The sequence below is a fragment of the Rhodoferax sp. genome, from assembly GCF_025354435.1.
In the GTDB taxonomy this organism is placed as follows: domain Bacteria; phylum Pseudomonadota; class Gammaproteobacteria; order Burkholderiales; family Burkholderiaceae_C; genus Rhodoferax_B.
Window position 1 is genome coordinate 14830 of the sequence record NZ_JANXMU010000069.1, and the last position, 16873, is coordinate 31702.

Here is a 16873-nt window from a genome sequence, read left to right on the forward strand (position 1 = left end):
TAAGGCCGCATCTTACCGGTGGCTGGGCTGGCTCAGGAGACGATGCGCAACTGCACCTGGTTGCCGGGGTAGACCGGGGTGACCGTGTGGCCATCCACCGTGATGCTGCTGAACGTGCCGTGCACACGGCCCGCGCGCAACACCGTCAGCACCGTGCCCACGGCAGGCTGGTAGCCAGTGGCGAAGCGGATGGTCAGCGCCCCGCCCAGGGTGGCGTCGTTGGCCACGGCTAGCGGGATCTGGTTGTCACTGCCTAGCACCAGTTGCAGCGTGCCACCGGTCTGGGTGTAGCGGGCCGCCAGGGCTAACTGGCTGACCGGGCGGATGCGCAGCACGCCACCGCTTTGGAACACGTCGCCGCTGCCAAACGCCGTGGCCGAAGTCCCTTCCAGCGTGCCCGCTTCCAGCACGGTGCCGCCGCTGTAGGTGTTGCTGCCGGTGAGCGTGAGCTCGCCGCTGCCGCGCTTGGTCAGCAGGCCTGCGCCCACGATGTTGTTCTGCCAGCTGTCCGAGGCGTTGAAGCCCAGCAGGCTGGTGTCCATGGTGACGGCCACGTCGCCGTCCAGGCGGGCATAGCCGTCGGCAGCGTCGAACAGGTTCAGGCGGCCCCAGCCTTCGGCATCGTCCAGCACCGGGTAGCCAGACGGCAGTGCGGTGGTCTTGAGCACCACGCGGCGCTGGTCGGCGCTGAGGTAGGGCAGGCGGGTTTCCAGCAGCACCTCGGCCCCCTTGGGCACGGTGGCGGCTTTGGTGCTGTCGGCCATCTGCGTGAACCCGTAGGTCAGAGAGCGGCGGTAGTTGGCCTTGTTGGTGGCGTGGTCGGCAAAGCGGTCGGCGCTGCTGCTTTGCGCATGGGCGAAGGTGTTGAACGCGGCCGGGTCGGCTGCGCCCACGGCGGCCATCAGGGTGCTGCGCGCCTGGGCGGCAACCGCCACCCGGGTACCGCTGTTCATGCCGGCATACAGGCTGGCCGCGGCCACGGCCTGGCCCTGGATGCGCCCGCCCATCACGTCCATCGGGGAGTGCATGCCGGCCAGGATGCGGTTCTCACCCAGCTCACCGGCACGGGTCAGCAGTTCCTGGAAGCGCTCGGGCACCACATAGGCCATGGCCAGGCTGCGGCGCATGGCCTCGGCCGTGTGGCCGCTGACAAAGCCGCCGTCGGTCTTGGGCGTGCTGCTTTTGGCCGGTACCAGCGCGGGCACCACCTGCACGCTGCTGCTCCAACGCCAGGGGCGGGCGTATTTGTAGAAGCGCTTGGCGGGCTCGGTGGACCCGTTTTCGCCAATGTTGGACACCAGGTCCACCACCGGGCCGAAGTTCTGGGTGTTGGCACTGCCGCCCACACCCACGTCGTTGCCGGTGTCGTTGTAGAGCACCGTGGTGGCATCCGCCGCAATGCCGGTGATGGAGGTGGTTTGCTGCGACGCGGTGCGCCAGGCGCTGGTCAGCGGGCCCATGCCGTCGCTGACGCTGTAGGCCTTGTTGCGCCGGTCGTCCAGGTGGGCCGCCAACTCCTGCGCCGGGGTGCGGTTGGCGGTGGCGGTGACGACGTACTGGATGTTGGCGGTATGCACGGCGGCATTCAGCACTGTGCCGTCGGTGGAGTCCCCAGGAGTGCCCGACCAGAGCGAGGCCACTACCGCCGGAAAGCTGCCGCTGGCAGCAGCGGTGACACCCGCATCCACAACCAGACTGCTGGGCCGCCAGATGTCCAGAAAACCGGCTACCACGCGCACACCGGCGTTGGTGGCCAGGGTGGCGTAGCGGGCATCGCCGCGCTGGTTGCTGGCCACGTTGTCGACAAACGGGGGGACGGAAACGGCATCGGCCACGGCGGCGCTGTCCGCACGGCCCAGGCCGGTGGGCGCGGCGGGGGTGACCCACGGCGCATCGCTGCCGCCGCAACCGGCCAAAACGAATCCTGCGGTAATGGCTACACACAGGGCGCGGGGTAAATAAGGGAAAGAAGTCTGCATGGGGAAGTCATCAAAAAGACGTGGTGGCGACATGCCAGCCAGCGACCTTAATGAGGCGGCGTGACATGGTGATGACGTTTCACTGCGCCCATCCGCAGCTTCTAAAATAGTAGCAATAAATGCTGAATGGAGCAGCACCAACTGCCATTTTTATACCTAATATGGAGGACGACTTGCCGCCTATTTATGCATGAAAAACTGCATACTGCGCCATACTGGCCACACCCCCACCCCGCTGCGCACCATGCTCAAACGTATCAGTGTTCAACACCTGACCCTCGGGATGCATATCGACGGGTTTTGTGCGCCTTGGATGGAGCATCCGTTCTGGCGCAACCACTTTGTCTTGACCGACCCACAAGATATCGTGCGGGTACGCGCCAGCACCGTGCAAGAGCTGTGGATCGACACCAGCAAGGGTTTGGACATTGCGCCCGAGGCAGCGCCACAAGCCTTGCCCGAGGTGGCCGTGGCCCCTATCACCGCGCCTGCCGCTGCCCCCACGCCACAGCGCGACACCACCCCCACCACCGCGGCCGTGGAGTACGCGCGTGCCGCCCAGATCTGCGCCAAAGCCAAGCAGGCCGTCACCACCATGTTCCACGAAGCGCGGCTGGGCCAGATGGTGCAAACCGAGCTGGCTGAGCAACTGGTGCAGGAAATCACGGATTCGGTGATGCGCAACCCCAGCGCCATGGTCAGCCTGGCGCGCATCAAAACGGCGGACGACTACACCTACATGCATTCGGTGGCGGTGTGTGCACTTATGGTGGCGCTGGCGCTGCAGCTCAAGCTGGACGCGGCCCAGACCCGCTCGGCCGGTATGGGCGGGCTGCTGCACGACCTGGGCAAGGCGCTGATGCCGCTGGAAGTGCTGAACAAACCCGGCAAACTGACCGATGCCGAGTTCACCCTCATCAAAGCCCACCCCACCAAGGGCCACATGCTGCTGGTCGAATGCCTGACGGACGACCCGGCGGTGCTGGACATCATGCTGCACCACCACGAAAGAACCGACGGCTCCGGCTACCCCAACGGGCAATCGGGCGATGGCATCAGCCTGCTGGCCAAAATGGGCGCGGTGTGTGATGTGTACGACGCGATCTCCTCCGACCGGCCCTACAAGAAAGGCTGGGACCCGGCCGAATCGCTGAAGAAAATGGCCGAATGGACCCACGGCCACCTCGACACCCAGGTGTTCCACGCCTTCGTCAGAAGCATGGGCATCTACCCCACGGGATCGCTGGTGCGGCTGGCCAGCGGACGCATTGCCGTGGTCACCGGGCAAAGCACGAGCACCCTGCTCAAGCCCATCGTCAAAGTGTTCTTTTCGACCAAGTCCGACATGCGCATCCCGCCGGTGGTGGTCGATCTATCGGCACCCGACTGCACAGACAAGATCACCGGGCGCGAGGACCCGGCGTATTGGCGCTTTCCAGACCTGAACCAGCTGTGGTCGGGGCTGGGGCCGCTGAGCTAGGCTTTCAGATATTCGGCCTTGCCGCCCAGCCAGCGCAGCACATGCTGTTCGGCCAGATGGGGGTAGCGGTCCAGCATCTGCGGGGCCAGTGCGCGGGCCCATTCCAGCAGCTCGCCATCGGTTTCCAGGTCAGCAAAGCGCAACAGCGGCGCGCCCGATTGGCGGGCACCGAGGAATTCGCCGGGGCCGCGGATTTCCAGGTCGCGGCGGGCGATCTCGAAGCCGTCGTTGGTCTCGGCCATGGCCTGCAGGCGAGCGCGGGCGATCTGGCCCAGGCGCGGCGCATCGCCGGTGGAATACAGCAGCACGCAGGCCGAGGCCGCCGCGCCGCGCCCCACCCGGCCCCGCAGCTGGTGCAACTGGCTCAGGCCAAAGCGCTCGGCATGTTCGATCACCATCAGCGAGGCATTGGGTACGTCCACGCCAACTTCGATCACGGTGGTGCTGACCAGCAGGCCCATGCTGCCTTCGGTGAACAGCGCCATCACCGCCTTTTTCTCGGCCACGGGCATGCGGGAATGCAGCAGGCCAATCAGCACGCCCGGTAAGGCTTCGCTCAGCGCGGCATGGGTTTCAGTGGCGTTGCGCAGGTCCAGGGCTTCGCTTTCTTCAATCAGCGGGCAGACCCAGTAGATCTGGCGGCCCTGGGCGATTTGGGCGCGGATGCGCTCAATCACCTCTTCACGCCGCGCATCGTTGATGACCTTGGTGACGATGGGCGTGCGGCCGGGTGGCAGCTCATCGATGGTGGACACGTCCAGGTCGGCGTAGTAGCTCATGGCCAGGGTGCGCGGAATCGGGGTGGCGGTCATCATCAGCAAATGCGGCTCTAGCACGCCATCGACCATCTTGCTGCGCAGGGCCAGGCGCTGGGCCACGCCGAAGCGGTGCTGCTCGTCGATCAGCGCCAGGGCCAGGTTCTTGAAGACCACTTTCTCCTGGATCACGGCGTGGGTGCCCACCACCAGCGCGGCCTCGCCACTGGCGATTTTTTCCAGCATCTCGCGGCGCTGCTTGGTCTTTTGGCTGCCGGTGAGCCAGGCGACGCATTTGCCCAGCGGGGCCAGCAGCGGCTCCAGCCAGGCGACGAGTTTGCGGAAGTGCTGGTCGGCCAGTATCTCGGTGGGGGCCATCAGCGCGCACTGCCAGCCCGCGTCCATCGCGGTGCAGGCGGCCAGTGCGGCGACCACGGTTTTGCCCGAGCCCACGTCGCCCTGCAACAGGCGGTTCATGGGGATGGGCAGGGCCAGGTCGGCGGCAATCTCGGCCCCCACACGCTGCTGGGCGGCGGTGAGGGCGAAGGGCAGCGCGGCGCGCAGGCCATCAAGCAAACCATCCTCCCGTGCGGCCAGCGGCGGGGCTTGCAGCAGATCGCGCGCGCGCTTGGCCTGGAGCTGCGAGAGCTGCTGGGCCAGCAGCTCCTCGGCCTTCAGGCGCTGCCAGGCGGGGTGGCTGCGGTCTTCCAGCGCGGCCAGCGACACGTCGGGCGCGGGATTGTGCAAAAATGATAGCGCCTCATGTAGGTAGTAATTACGCTGGAGGCCTGTTTGGCTTAAATATCCCGGGTTGTAGTTCGGGCAACCCGGTGGCAGGGTCTCGGACAAATTGGCGCGCTTCAAGCCGCCCAGCACGGCGCGGCGCAAATAGGCCTGCGGCAAACCGGCCGTACTGGGGTAGACCGGGGTGAGCGCCGTGGGCAGGTCGCCACTGGCCAGCTTGAACACCGGGTGCAGCATCTGTTTGCCCAGAAAGCCGCCTTTGACCTCGCCGCGCACCCGCAGGCGCGCACCCACGGCCAAGGTTTTCTGGTGCGAGGGGTAAAAGCTGAAGAAGCGCAGGGTGCAGGTGTCGCTGCCGTCATCCACCGTCACCAGCAACTGGCGGCGCGACTGCAGGCCGACTTCGCTGTGGGTGACGGTGGCCTCGATCTGCACGGTGTCGCCCTCGCGCGCGTCGGCCAGGCGGCTGATGCGGGTTTCGTCCTCGTAGCGCAGGGGCAGGTGCAGGGCCAGGTCGATGTCGCGGCGCAATCCCATTTTGAGCAGGGCTTTTTGCGCAGGGTTCAACTTGGGTGGGGGGGTGGCCATGGGGGCGAATTTTGCCTTGTTGCGTTCTCAGAACGCTTGCACCCACAGCGGCGGGCAGGCAGCGCCTCGGTCCAGGACGCTAAGTTAACCTCGCACACGCTTGTAAAGTAAACGTATCATATTGTTTCATGTGTCGTTTGTTGCGCGCACCCTGTCCTTGTCGTTTTGACCCCTTTAGTCTGTTTTCCCCCGCAGCGTTTTATGCTCAAACGAATCAACGTCCAACAACTCACTCTGGGGATGCATATCGACGGATTCTGCGGCCCGTGGATGGACCATCCTTTCTGGCGCAACCACTTTGTGTTGACGGACCCCAATGACATTGACCGGGTATTGGCCAGCGCCATCCGGGATGTGTGGATTGACACCAGCAAAGGTCTGGACGTGCCGCCCGGTGCCGAAACGGTGCGGCAGGCTGCAACCATCCAGGCGGTAGTGCAGGAAATTTTGCAGGCCGACGCCCCCACACGCGACACCTCCCCCACCTCGGCCGCAGACGAATACGCCCGGGCGGCGGAAATCTGCGCCAAGTCCAAGCACGCGGTGATGGCCATGTTCCAAGAGGCGCGCATGGGCAACGCGATCGATACCGAGTTGGCCCACGCCCTGGTGCACGAGGTGTCCGACTCGGTCATCCGCAACCCGGGAGCCATGATCAGCCTGGCCCGGCTGAAGAATGCCGACGACTACACCTATATGCATTCGGTGGCGGTGTGCGCGCTGATGATTGCGCTGTCGCGCCAGCTCAAGCTGGACGAGGAGCTAACCCGCTCCATGGGTTTGGCTGGCCTGCTGCACGACCTGGGCAAGGCCATGATGCCGATGGAGGTGCTGAACAAGCCGGGCAAGCTGACCGATGCCGAGTTCCAGATCATCAAATCCCATCCGGTGCAAGGCCACCGCATGCTGGCAGAAAGCGGGGTAGTGAACGACATAGTGCTGGATGTGGTGCTGCACCACCATGAAAAGACCGATGGCACCGGCTACCCCAACCGGCAAAAAGGCCAAGACATCAGTCTGTTCGCCAAAATGGGAGCGATTTGCGATGTGTACGATGCCATCACGTCCAACCGCCCCTACAAGAGGGGTTGGGACCCGGCCGAATCGCTGAAAAAAATGGCCGAATGGACCCATGGCCACCTGGACCCGCAGATATTCCAGGCGTTTGTCAAAAGCCTGGGCATCTACCCCACCGGATCGCTGGTACGGCTGGCCTCGGGCCGCCTGGGCGTGGTAATAGAGCAAAGCCCCAGTTCGCTGCTCAAGCCTGTCGTCAAAGTGTTCTTCTCCACCAAGTCCGATGTGCGTATCCCGCCCGAAGTGCTGGACCTGTCGGCATCGGGCTGCAAGGAAAAAATCACCGGCCGCGAAGACCCCGAATTCTGGCGTTTCAAGGACCTGAACGAACTGTGGTCGGGCATGGCGCAACTCAACGGCTAATCCTGTCGGCTTTTCTGGGTTCCAATTGGGGCCATGCTTATTCCTGAAACCCCCTCCCGCAGCTTCACGCTCAGCGACTTCGATTTTGTCCTGCCCCCCGAGCTGATCGCCCAGCACCCCGCTGCCGAACGCAGCGGCTCCCGCTTGCTCGATGGCACCGGCGAAGCCCCCGCAGACCGCATCTTCCACACCCTGCCCAGCCTGCTCAAAGCCGGGGACTTGCTGGTGTTTAACGACACTAAGGTACTCAAAGCCCGCTTGTTTGGCGAAAAACCCAGCGGCGGCAAGGTCGAGCTGCTGGTCGAGCGTGTGCTCACCGGCAACCAGGTGGCGGCCCACATGCGGGTCAGCAAAAAACCCGAACCGGGCACCACCATCACCCTGGCTGGGGGTGGCGGGTTTTGCGCCACCATGCTGGGCCGCTGGCCCGATGCCAACGGCACGCTGTTCCGCTTTGTGCTGAGCAACGACGCGGGCGACGACCCCTACACCCTGATGGAACGCCACGGCCACATCCCGCTGCCGCCCTACATCACCCATACCGACTCGGAAGAAGACGCGCTGCGCTACCAGACCGTGTTCGCCCGTGCCCCCGGTGCCATTGCCGCGCCCACCGCCGCCCTGCACTTTGACGATGCGCTGCTGGCCCAGCTGGAAGCCCAGGGCGTGCAGCGCGCCAGCGTGACCTTGCACGTGGGGGCCGGCACGTTCCAGCCGGTCAAGACCGAAAACCTGGCCGAACACCAGATGCACAGCGAGTGGTACGCGATCCCCGAGGCCACCCAGCAGGCCATTGCCGATTGCAAGGTGCGCGGTGGCCGGGTGGTTGCGGTGGGCACCACCACCGTGCGCACGCTGGAATCCTGGGCCCAATCGGGCCTGACCACGGGCGACACCCGCATCTTCATCACACCGGGCTTTGTGTTCCAGCACGTGGATTTGCTGGTGACCAACTTCCACCTGCCCAAGTCCAGCTTGATGATGTTGGTAAGCGCGTTTGCCGGATACAGGAAAATCATGGCCTTGTACCAACACGCGATTGCGCAGCAGTACCGATTTTTCAGCTATGGCGATGCCATGCTGCTCCCCAAAGTGAGCCCCGACCATGTTGCAATTTGACCTTCTCACCACCGACCAGCCCCGCGGCGACTACGCGGGCAGCCACGCCCGCCGCGGCACGCTGACGCTGAACCACGGCGTGGTGCAAACCCCGATCTTCATGCCCGTCGGCACCTACGGCACCGTCAAGGGCGTGATGCCGCGCAGCCTGGAAGAAATGGGCGCGCAAATCATCCTGGGCAACACCTTCCACCTGTGGATGCGCCCCGGCTTGGACGTGATGGCGCAGTTTGGCGGCCTGCACCAGTTTGAGAAGTGGAACAAGCCCATCCTGACCGACAGCGGCGGCTTCCAGGTCTGGAGCCTGGGCGAAATGCGCAAGATCAGCGAAGAAGGCGTGAAGTTCTCATCACCCGTCAACGGCGACAAACTGTTTCTTACGCCCGAGATCAGCATGCAAATCCAAACCACGCTGAACTCCGACATCGTGATGCAGTTCGACGAATGCACGCCCTACGACACCAAGGGCCACATCACCACCGAGCGCGAAGCCCGCGTCTCCATGGAGCTCAGCCTGCGCTGGGCCAAGCGCTGCCAGGCTGAATTCGCCAAGCTGCAAAACCCCAACGCCCTGTTCGGCATCGTCCAGGGCGGCATGTTCGAAAACCTGCGCCAGGAATCGCTGGAGCAGTTGGTGGAGATGGACTTCCCCGGTTACGCCGTGGGCGGTGTCAGCGTGGGCGAGCCCAAGGACGAGATGCTACGCATCATGGCCCACACCCCGCACCGCCTGCCCGCCCACAAGCCGCGCTACCTGATGGGCGTGGGCACCCCCGAAGACCTGGTGCAGGGCGTGGCCGACGGCGTGGACATGTTCGACTGCGTCATGCCGACCCGCAATGCCCGCAACGGCACGCTTTTCACCCGCTTTGGCGACCTAAAGATCCGCAACGCCCGCCATAAAACCGACGAGCAGCCGCTGGACGTCACCTGCACCTGCCACGCCTGCGCAGGCACCAGCGGCGTGGCCTACGCCGATGGCGGCCGCGACGGCTTCAGCCGCGCCTACCTGCACCACCTGGACCGCTGCGCCGAAATGCTCGGCCCCATGCTGGCCAGCATCCACAACCTGCACTACTTTCTGAACCTGATGTCTGAGGTGCGTGCGGCGCTGGATGTGGGCACGTTTGGCGCGTTTCGGGCGCAATTCAAGGCCGAGCGAGCGCGTGGAGTGTAGATCAACTTGCTATATATTTTATAGCAACAAAGGTATTATATAAAAGCGCTAAAGCTGCTTTTAATTGATATTTTTTACCCGCCCGGCCCCGGCTTCCACCCCCACACATGCACCGGCGTATGCCCCTTCACGGCCTGTGCGCCCAGGTCGGTAAAGAAGGGAAACTGCGCCAGCTCGGCCACCACCGCCTGCGAACACACCAGCGGGTGGCCCAGGTCTTTGGTCAGGCCCTCGATACGCGAGGCAACGTTGACGGTATCGCCGATGGCCGAATAATCGTGCCGCGCCTGGGAGCCCAGGTGGCCGACGATGGCATCGCCCACGTGCAAACCGATGCCGATGGCAATGGGCGGCGTGCCTTCGGCCTGCAGCGTGGCGTTGAGCTTGTCCAGCGCAGCCAGCATGGCACGGGCCGCAGCAAAGGCCGGTACGCTGGGCGTGGCCAGGGTTTGCGGCGCGCCAAATATCGCCATGATGCCGTCGCCCATGAAGCAGCTGATGGTGCCGCCCTGGTCGTGGATGGCCTGGTTGACCTGCTCGAAATAGCGGTTCAGCAGGGTGAGTATCTGCTGGGCCGACAGGGTTTCGCTCAGGCTGGTGAAGCCCCGGATGTCGGCAAACAAAATACACACATGGCGCAGTTCGCCGCCCAGCGCGGGGGCCAGGTGGCCCCGCACAATTTCCTGCATCACCCGCGGGCTGACGTAGCCCGCAAAGGCTGCGCGCAGGCGGCGGCGCTCGCCTTTTTCCAGCACGGCGGTGAGCGTCCAGCGCCCGGCCAGCGCCAGCAGGCCCACCAGCACCGGCACGCCCATCGCCAAGTACACGCCGTGCTGCAAGCACCACATGGCCACAGCCAACAGCATCCCCAGCAGCGCCGCCTGGGCCGCCGCCCGCAAGCGCAGCGGGACAAACCAAAGCAGACTGCACAGACCTGCCAATACAGCGATCCAGCCCCAGGCCACCGGCTCCACCAGCCCACCGTTGAGCAGCGAGCGCAAGATTTGCGCATGTACCAGCACGCCGGGCACGGTTCGGCCGTTGTCGGGTTCCCAGCCTGCCAGGTTTACCGGCTGCAAAAGCCGGTCTTCCAGGGATAACACGCTGCCCAACAGCACCGGCTTGCCCGCAAAGGCCTGGGTGAGGTGCGCCATGTCCCCGGCATCGGCCCACGCGGTAACTTGCTGCAAAGGGATGTAGTGCGGCAGGGGTGGCAACGCGTAGTTGATCAACCCGGACTGGGGCAGCGCACGCGGCCTGATTTTGCGTAGCATTTGCCCGGCCAGCGTGGGCACGGGTTCGCTGCTGGCGCCGAGTTGCTCGTTGAAGCGGCGCACCACATGGTCCGCATCGGGGGACAGCAGCAGCGAGCCGCTGCCACCGCTGCCCGCCATGGCCAGAAACGGCGGGTAGATCGGGCGGGGCTGGCCCGCATCGTCGGCCGACACGCCCAGCACCAAGGGGGTACGCTGCCGCGCCACGATCAGGCCGCGCAGCAGTTGCAGGTCGCTGCCGGGCACCACCGCATCGAACGAGCGGTTGGGCAAGACCACGTCCAACCCCACCACCGCGGGTTGGGCCAGCGCCATCCCGCGAAAGAAGCGGCCCAGATGGCTGTGCCACAGGGCAAAAGGCTCGGCAAACTGCTGCAAAGTGGCTTCGTCAATGCCGACGACCACCACTTCTTTGTGCACTTGCTGCGGGGCGTAGCGCAACAGCAGCCGCTGCTGTGCGTCCAGCAGGCCGTATTCCAGCGGCCGGGCCAGCGGCGTACACAGCAGCACGGCGGCCAGGGCCAGCAGTAGCAGGTAACCGGCCCACAGGGTGGGAAGCCCCCAGGTCGTCGCGCGCAATGGCATGCCCGGCTTATTTCGTGGCCAAGCTGCGCAGCTCAGGCAGGTCCGGCCGCTCTTGGGCCAGCGCCTGCCACAGCTTGCGGGATTCGCTCAAAAACCGGCCTTGCTCCAGCAGGGACGCAAAAATCAGCCGGTCGGAAAACGGGGCTTGCGGGCCGGGGCGCTGGGCTTCCATGCGCTCGCGCTCCGGGGCGCTGGGCAGCGAAAAGTAAGACGAGCGGGCCAGGCTGTGGACCCCCGGCACCTCGATGCTGACGGTCCACAGGTAGTTCACCCCGGCCTGCAGCGGCACGCTGTCGTCCAGCACCAGCTGGCTGCCTTGCACGGCGGTGCTCAGCAAAACCTTGTCGCTGCCTTCGTCGCGCAGTTCAAACTGGACGCTGGGCACACCGGGGGGCATGGTCCAGGCAAACACCGGGCGGGCGCTGAGCACTTTGCCGGTGGGCTCCAGCAGCTGGAGGCGCTCCAGTCCCGCGCCGCGCATCACCATGCCGCCCAGCACCACGCGGCCATTGGTGGTTTGCAGCTTGGCCGTCTCGGCCGCCACCACCGAGCGGCGCAGCACCGCGGTGGCCCCGGCCACAGATTGCGGCTCGGTCGCACCCACGGTGGCCCGCGCAGGGCCGATCAGCTGGAATTCGGTGCCCGACTGCAGGTATACAAAGCTCAGCATGCCGCCCCGCTCCAACGCAATGTCGGCCCCTGCGGCCAGCTCGGACAGCAAGGCCACCGGCGGGCCGCCCGGCGCAAAAACCACCCCGCCTTTGACATTGGTGACCACGGCCACGGCCTGCGCGCTGGCCGGGGTGGCCAGCAGGCTGCAGCACAGCAGCAAAAACCCGCCGATCCAGCGGATCGGGACGGTTGAACGGGTAGGCAACATGGAATTCCTCACACAGGGAGGAATCGAACCATCATCGCACCGGATCGCCAAACAGCGCATACGGGGCCCAGTAAAACGGGTGGCTCCAGCGCCCAGCGCCCAGCCCACCATCGGCCATGGCCAGTTGGGCCTGGCGCAGGCTCTCGCCACGCGTTGCCGTGCCCTTGGCCTGGGTACCAAAGGTGGCGCTGGTCAGGGCGGCGGCAGAGCTGGACTCGACCGCCCAGTGGGTCGCCAGCACCGAGCGCGCTCCGGCAAAAAAGAAGCCGCGCACCAGGCCAGACATGGCCGCCCCACCCTGCTCGCCCGCCGCGGTGTTGCAGGCCGACAGCAGCACCCACTGGGCGTTTAGCCGCAGGCCGAGCACGTCGTCCAGCTCCAGCAGCGGCGACTCGCGCTCATCGGCCGTGGCAGCCATCGCCAGCGAGGGCTTGGAAATGCCTGGCAGCTCGCCCGGCAGCAGGCCGTGGGTCGCAAATGCAACCACCCGGCGGTCGAGCAGGTTGGCATCCAGCACCGCGCGGCGGGTGGCCTGGGCACCCAGCACCAGGTCGGTTTGGGCATTGGCCCCCAGGGCGCTGGCCAGCGCCAGCAACTCGGTGCGGGTATCGGGCAGAGGCGGCATGTCGGCATAGCGGAATCCCCATTCCGCGTCGTAGCGGGCGGCCCCGGCGGCCAGCGGCTGCGCCTTGGCGGGTGGGCTGGCCGCCGTGCTGAACAGCGGGTCGCCAAAGCCCATTAGTGCCTTGGGGGCGACCAACGGCTGGGCCACGCGGCGCAGGGCTTGCAGGGCCGAGGACGCGGGCAGTTGCGTCACCGCCATTTGCCGCACCAGCCAGGCCGGAGGTGTATTCGGCACGGGCGGCTGGGTCACCAGCGCCGCCAGCGGCAGGCTGGCCAATGGGCCGTCGGTGGCCACCAGCAGCGAGCGCACGGTGCGCAGCGCCGGGTCCAGCGGGCCGAGCAGGTCTTTGTACAGCGCATACAGCGCGGCGGTGGGCAAGACCGGTTTACGCCCGGCGGGGGCCGCGCCCAGATCCAGCAGGCCCCGCAAATCGGCTACGCGGCGGGCCAGGTCGGCGCGGGTGAGCCGGGCGGCGCTGAAGGCTTGGCTGCCATCAGCCCCCAGCAGCCAAACCAGGGTGGCGGTGTCGGTGGGGTAGACCACCAGCAGGGATTCCCCAGTGCCCAGCAGCTGGCGCAGTTGCTCTGGCTTGGGGGTGCTGGGCGTGACCAGGTCGGCGTAAGCGGGGAACTGTTTGGCAATCGCGTCGCGCTGGGTGGTCAGCACGGCCCGCGCCGCCGCGGCATCGGCCTGCTGGGTTTTGATGCTGTCGCGCACCACTTGCTGGCGGTCGGTGAGGGTTTTGCGCTCGGCTTCGGGCAGGGCTTTGAATTCCGGCGCTTGCGCCTTGCGCCGCAGGCTGTCTTCGTCCGTCAGGCTGGCGTTGAGCGTGGCCACCAGCGCGGCCACGGCCTGGCGCTGGGTTTGCTCCTGGTCCAGCAGCGCGCGCAGGGCGGGGGTGCTGGCCAGCACCCGGGCCGTGCTGTCGGTGATGGCCCGCTGGGTCACGCCCAGGCTGCTGCGGTCGGAGATTTGCAGGGCGCGGTCGCTCATGGCCACATCCACGGCCTCGCCTTTCAGGGCTTTTTCGGCCACAAAACGCATGAACTCGTCAAAAGCAATGCCCAGCACGTAGCCGCGTACGCCGCGCAGCTCCAGGTCGAGCCAGCCGCCGGGGTTGTCCAGCGTAGCGGCGAACAGGGCTTCGTAGTCCAGCATGGCCAGCCGCAAATCGCCACGCAGCAGGCGCACCACACCGCGCATGCCTGCGGCCTCCTGGGTTTGCGGGTGGTTGCTGCCGTACAGGTGGTTGCGGTAGCGGTACGAGCGCTCGGCCTGCTCCAGCGCTTCGTCCAGGCGGCCGCTTTTGGCCGCCAGCAGGGTCAGCACACGCCAATCGGATGCGCGGGTGCGGGCCAGGGTGTCGGGCGGCATGCTGGCCAGAAAGCCGCGGTAGGCGGCATCGGCTTCGGGCCACCGCTTCAGGCCGATCAGGGCGCGGACGATTTCCTGGCGGGCCAGCCACACCACATGGCTGGCAGCACTGGCACCTTCTCGTTGCAGCATGTCGTTGGACAACTGCGCAGCGACCAGGGCGGGCGCGTATTGCTGGATGGCGTTCAGGCTGCTGGCCAGGCGGTAGTTCCACCGGGCCCCCAGGCCGTCGCTGGTCTGCCCGGCCCGCCATAGCGCCAGGTTGGACTGCGCCACGTTGACGGCTTCTTGCGGGCGGCCATCACGCACCAGCGCGTAGACCAGCATGCCCATGCTGCCGTCCAGCCAGCCGTAGGCATCCAGCACGGCGGGGTCGCGGGGGCCACTGCTACGGCTGCGCACCGCTTGCAGCATGCGCCGCCCCAGGCCCACCGCTTCCCGCAGCGTGGCCAGGGCCGCCTTGCTGTCACCCTGCATGCGTTCGATCTCGGAACGCACCTGCAGGCGCTGCAAGGCAAAAGTAGGCGGCAAGGGTGCCCCGGATTTCACTGCCTGGTCCACCAGGCTATCGGCGCGCGACCACAGGCGGGCCGTGATGGCGCGGTCGTTGCCTTGCGATGCGTAGTAGGTCTGGCGCAAGGCGGCGGTGGCACGGCTGGCGAGGGAGCGGCGGGTATCGGTAACAAAAGTATCGCTGGCCTCCAGCGCCTTGCCCGAGCTGCCCCAGGTGAACTCCGCCCCCAGGTACGCGCCAATCCAGTCTTCGCCACCAGGGCGGCCCTGGCCTGCATCGACCAGTTCGCGGGCCACGGCGATGAGCCGCGTACGGTCGCCCAGCAGTTGCGCGGCGCGGTACTGGCGCTGCAGCAAGGCATAGCGGGCATCGGGGTTGTCGGGCAGGGCCTGGGCCAGCAGCTGGGTGGCTTCGTCGGGGCTGAGGGGGATGCCGCGGGTATCGGCATCTTCCAGGGTGGGCATGCCGCCGCCGTCATCGCGCTCGCTTTGCGCGTGGATTGCGGCAGGCAAGGCCAGGCACAGTGCCAGCAGGCAGGCAACTAGCCCGTAGCGACCCGGGCCCTGCAGCGCGGGCAGTAGATTCACGAGCAAACTCCCTTGGAAGCAAGAGAGGGAATCTTAGGTCTGGGCGATCGTATGTATTAGTCTGTTACAAACAACCAAATACTATTTTTTTGATAGCTACTGGCGTATATTTCAATTACGCTAGAGGCACTTTTTATGCCTAAATCCTAGTGTATAAAGACAGCCGCATCCCGAGCCACCTGCGTGCAGCCATGTTTGCGTGGCCAACGCGCCACAGGCATTGGACCAACGCTGGCGTGGCCATAGGCCTTGGGGCGGGGTAGAACTGGCTGTCGGCTCAAGCACCGTGCGTGAACAACCCCAGCTGCATCGCCTTCAAGGTGGCCGCGGCGCGCGTGCTGCAGCCGAGTTTGCGGAACACGTTCTCCAGGTGCGCGCGCACCGTGCTCGGGCTGATGCCAAGGGCGCGCGCCGCCTCCTTGTTGCTCTCGCCGTGGCTGATGCGGCTCAGCACCTCGACTTCGCGCGACGACAAGGCCAGGGTTTCGGCCGATGGCAGCGTTCTCGGCAGGGGCGCGGCAGCCTGGCCGGTGAGCGCCGCCACGATGTCCGTAGCGAACCGGCCCTGCGCCGCCTAGGCCTGCATGCGTGCGGTTACCTGGGCAAGGTCCAGCGCGGGCCGGCCGGGTCGGCTGGTCTGCAGCAGCACCCAATGCGCGGCCGCGGCCAGCACCTGGGCCTCCAGACTGATGGCCGCGCCGCTCGCGCCGCGGAAGAAGCCGGAGCCATCCAGACGTTCGTCGACAAAAGACGCAATCTCGGCCTCGGCGCTCAGGCTGCCGATGCGGCGCACGGCGCGTGCCGTCCAGTAGGGCACGAGGCGCAGCTGCTCGGCCGCACCTTCGCCTGGCGGGCCGGCGGCATCCCAAATATTGTTCGGCACCGAGGCCCGGCCAATGCCGTGGATAAGGGCCGCACGGTAGATGCGCTGCAGCGCCTGGTCATCCAGGCCCAGTGCGGCACCGCATTGGCGCGCGGTGCTGGCCACTTTGCGAGAGAAACCGGTGAGCCAAGGCAGTTTCAGGTCGATCACATCGGCGATGAGTTCGAGCAGCGCGGTGGCCCCACCGGCGGTGTCGGCAGCCAGGTCGCTGGCGGCGGCGCCCTGCTCCAGGCTGTGTAGCCAGTCAGCCGCATGCTGGCGCAGCATATCCACCAAGGCCACGGGGTAATACACATCGGCCTTGGCCGCGATGAAGGCCAGCGCACGGCTGATACCGTAGACGCGGCTGAAGATTTCCAGGTCGCCCGCGACCGCGACCATAAAAACTTCGAGCGGCACTCCTTCGGCATGGCTGTCGCAGTGTTCGAAGATGTGGCGCAAGGCGTGTTCAACCACGGGTGCCAGGCCCAAGGTGCGGGCCACGTCGCCAGACACCTCGCAGTGGATAGCGGTCAGCCCACCGGCTCCGTCGATGGCGGCAAGCATATTCGCCGGCAGGCTGCGCGATGAAGTGGCCAGCATCTCGCGCCGACCGTTCACATCGTCGCCGATGAGGTCCGAGACATCGGGCGCGTTCGCCGTGCAACCCGACCAGCGCAGCAGCGCCACATCGTGGCAATGCCGCTGCTGCGCGGTGTCTCGGCCCAGCACCGCAGCCAGACGCGACGCGATCCAGGCGGTGCGCAGCGAATGGTCTACCGGCTGCCCCATGCTCAGGTCACCGATGAAGGCCAGCGCGCGCACCGCGTCACCCACGGCGACATGCGACGCGGAATGGGGCGGGCTTGTCGGGTCCAAGAACAAAGCTT

General features: G+C 66.1%; 11 protein-coding genes. 4 read left to right on the forward strand and 7 right to left on the reverse strand.

The features are described from left to right. Nucleotides 1–32: 32 nt before the first annotated feature. Nucleotides 33–1979, reverse strand: coding sequence for a phosphatase PAP2 family protein (locus Q0T48_RS17110; protein WP_295958652.1), 1947 nt, complete (start codon nt 1977–1979; stop codon nt 33–35). Between the two features lie 244 nt (nt 1980–2223). Between Q0T48_RS17110 and Q0T48_RS17115 the strand changes: the two genes are divergently transcribed. Further along, complete coding sequence (locus Q0T48_RS17115) at nt 2224–3459, forward strand: HD-GYP domain-containing protein (protein ID WP_295958654.1); 1236 nt, start codon at nt 2224–2226, stop codon at nt 3457–3459. On the opposite strand, the gene recG is transcribed toward Q0T48_RS17115, so the two are convergent. Beyond that, nucleotides 3456–5546 (reverse strand): ATP-dependent DNA helicase RecG, encoded by a 2091-nt coding sequence (recG, locus tag Q0T48_RS17120; protein ID WP_295958657.1) that lies wholly within the window; start codon nt 5544–5546, stop codon nt 3456–3458. The two genes, Q0T48_RS17115 and recG, sit on opposite strands and share 4 nt — an antisense overlap. Nucleotides 5547–5747: 201 nt before the next feature. Here recG and Q0T48_RS17125 point away from each other — a divergent pair, with 201 nt between their 5' ends. From Q0T48_RS17125 to tgt, 3 genes are read left to right on the forward strand one after another with little or no spacing between them, the layout of a single operon-like run. Next, the gene (locus tag Q0T48_RS17125; protein WP_295958659.1) at nt 5748–6986 is read left to right on the forward strand and encodes an HD-GYP domain-containing protein; all 1239 of its coding nucleotides are present in this window, start codon (nt 5748–5750) and stop codon (nt 6984–6986) included. 33 nt (nt 6987–7019) lie between these two features. Beyond that, nucleotides 7020–8105 carry a tRNA preQ1(34) S-adenosylmethionine ribosyltransferase-isomerase QueA gene (gene queA, locus Q0T48_RS17130; RefSeq protein WP_295958662.1) on the forward strand — a complete coding sequence of 362 codons (1086 nt, stop codon included), beginning with the start codon at nt 7020–7022 and terminating at the stop codon, nt 8103–8105. After that, entirely contained in the window at nt 8092–9282 is a 1191-nt protein-coding gene (gene tgt, locus Q0T48_RS17135; protein ID WP_295958665.1) for a tRNA guanosine(34) transglycosylase Tgt, read from the forward strand. Before queA ends, tgt begins: the two co-directional genes overlap by 14 nt. Before the next feature lie 74 nt (nt 9283–9356). Here the strand turns inward: tgt and Q0T48_RS17140 are convergent, their stop codons facing one another. The 5 genes from Q0T48_RS17140 to Q0T48_RS17155 form a co-directional block, all read right to left on the reverse strand. After that, nucleotides 9357–11141, reverse strand: coding sequence for an adenylate/guanylate cyclase domain-containing protein (locus Q0T48_RS17140; protein ID WP_295958668.1), 1785 nt, complete (start codon nt 11139–11141; stop codon nt 9357–9359). A 7-nt stretch (nt 11142–11148) separates the two neighbouring features. Further along, the gene (locus tag Q0T48_RS17145) at nt 11149–12021 is read right to left on the reverse strand and encodes a hypothetical protein (protein WP_295958671.1); all 873 of its coding nucleotides are present in this window, start codon (nt 12019–12021) and stop codon (nt 11149–11151) included. Between the two features lie 31 nt (nt 12022–12052). Beyond that, nucleotides 12053–15121 carry a CHAT domain-containing protein gene (locus Q0T48_RS17150; protein WP_295958674.1) on the reverse strand — a complete coding sequence of 1023 codons (3069 nt, stop codon included), beginning with the start codon at nt 15119–15121 and terminating at the stop codon, nt 12053–12055. Between the two features lie 277 nt (nt 15122–15398). Beyond that, nucleotides 15399–15665 (reverse strand): LuxR C-terminal-related transcriptional regulator, encoded by a 267-nt coding sequence (locus Q0T48_RS22065; protein ID WP_366888116.1) that lies wholly within the window; start codon nt 15663–15665, stop codon nt 15399–15401. A 30-nt stretch (nt 15666–15695) separates the two neighbouring features. Beyond that, nucleotides 15696–16862, reverse strand: a complete 1167-nt coding sequence (locus tag Q0T48_RS17155; protein WP_366888118.1) for an HD domain-containing phosphohydrolase — start codon at nt 16860–16862, stop codon at nt 15696–15698. Nucleotides 16863–16873 lie beyond the last annotated feature (11 nt).

What these genes read in the sequence shown, in the direction of transcription:
- Q0T48_RS17110 (WP_295958652.1), bottom strand. Translation starts at nt 1,979, where the DNA reads ATGCAGACTTCTTTCCCTTATTTACCCCGCGCCCTGTGTGTAGCCATT.
- Q0T48_RS17115 (WP_295958654.1), top strand. Translation starts at nt 2,224, where the DNA reads ATGCTCAAACGTATCAGTGTTCAACACCTGACCCTCGGGATGCATATC.
- recG (WP_295958657.1), bottom strand. Translation starts at nt 5,546, where the DNA reads ATGGCCACCCCCCCACCCAAGTTGAACCCTGCGCAAAAAGCCCTGCTC.
- Q0T48_RS17125 (WP_295958659.1), top strand. Translation starts at nt 5,748, where the DNA reads ATGCTCAAACGAATCAACGTCCAACAACTCACTCTGGGGATGCATATC.
- queA (WP_295958662.1), top strand. Translation starts at nt 7,020, where the DNA reads ATGCTTATTCCTGAAACCCCCTCCCGCAGCTTCACGCTCAGCGACTTC.
- tgt (WP_295958665.1), top strand. Translation starts at nt 8,092, where the DNA reads ATGTTGCAATTTGACCTTCTCACCACCGACCAGCCCCGCGGCGACTAC.
- Q0T48_RS17140 (WP_295958668.1), bottom strand. Translation starts at nt 11,141, where the DNA reads ATGCCATTGCGCGCGACGACCTGGGGGCTTCCCACCCTGTGGGCCGGT.
- Q0T48_RS17145 (WP_295958671.1), bottom strand. Translation starts at nt 12,021, where the DNA reads ATGTTGCCTACCCGTTCAACCGTCCCGATCCGCTGGATCGGCGGGTTT.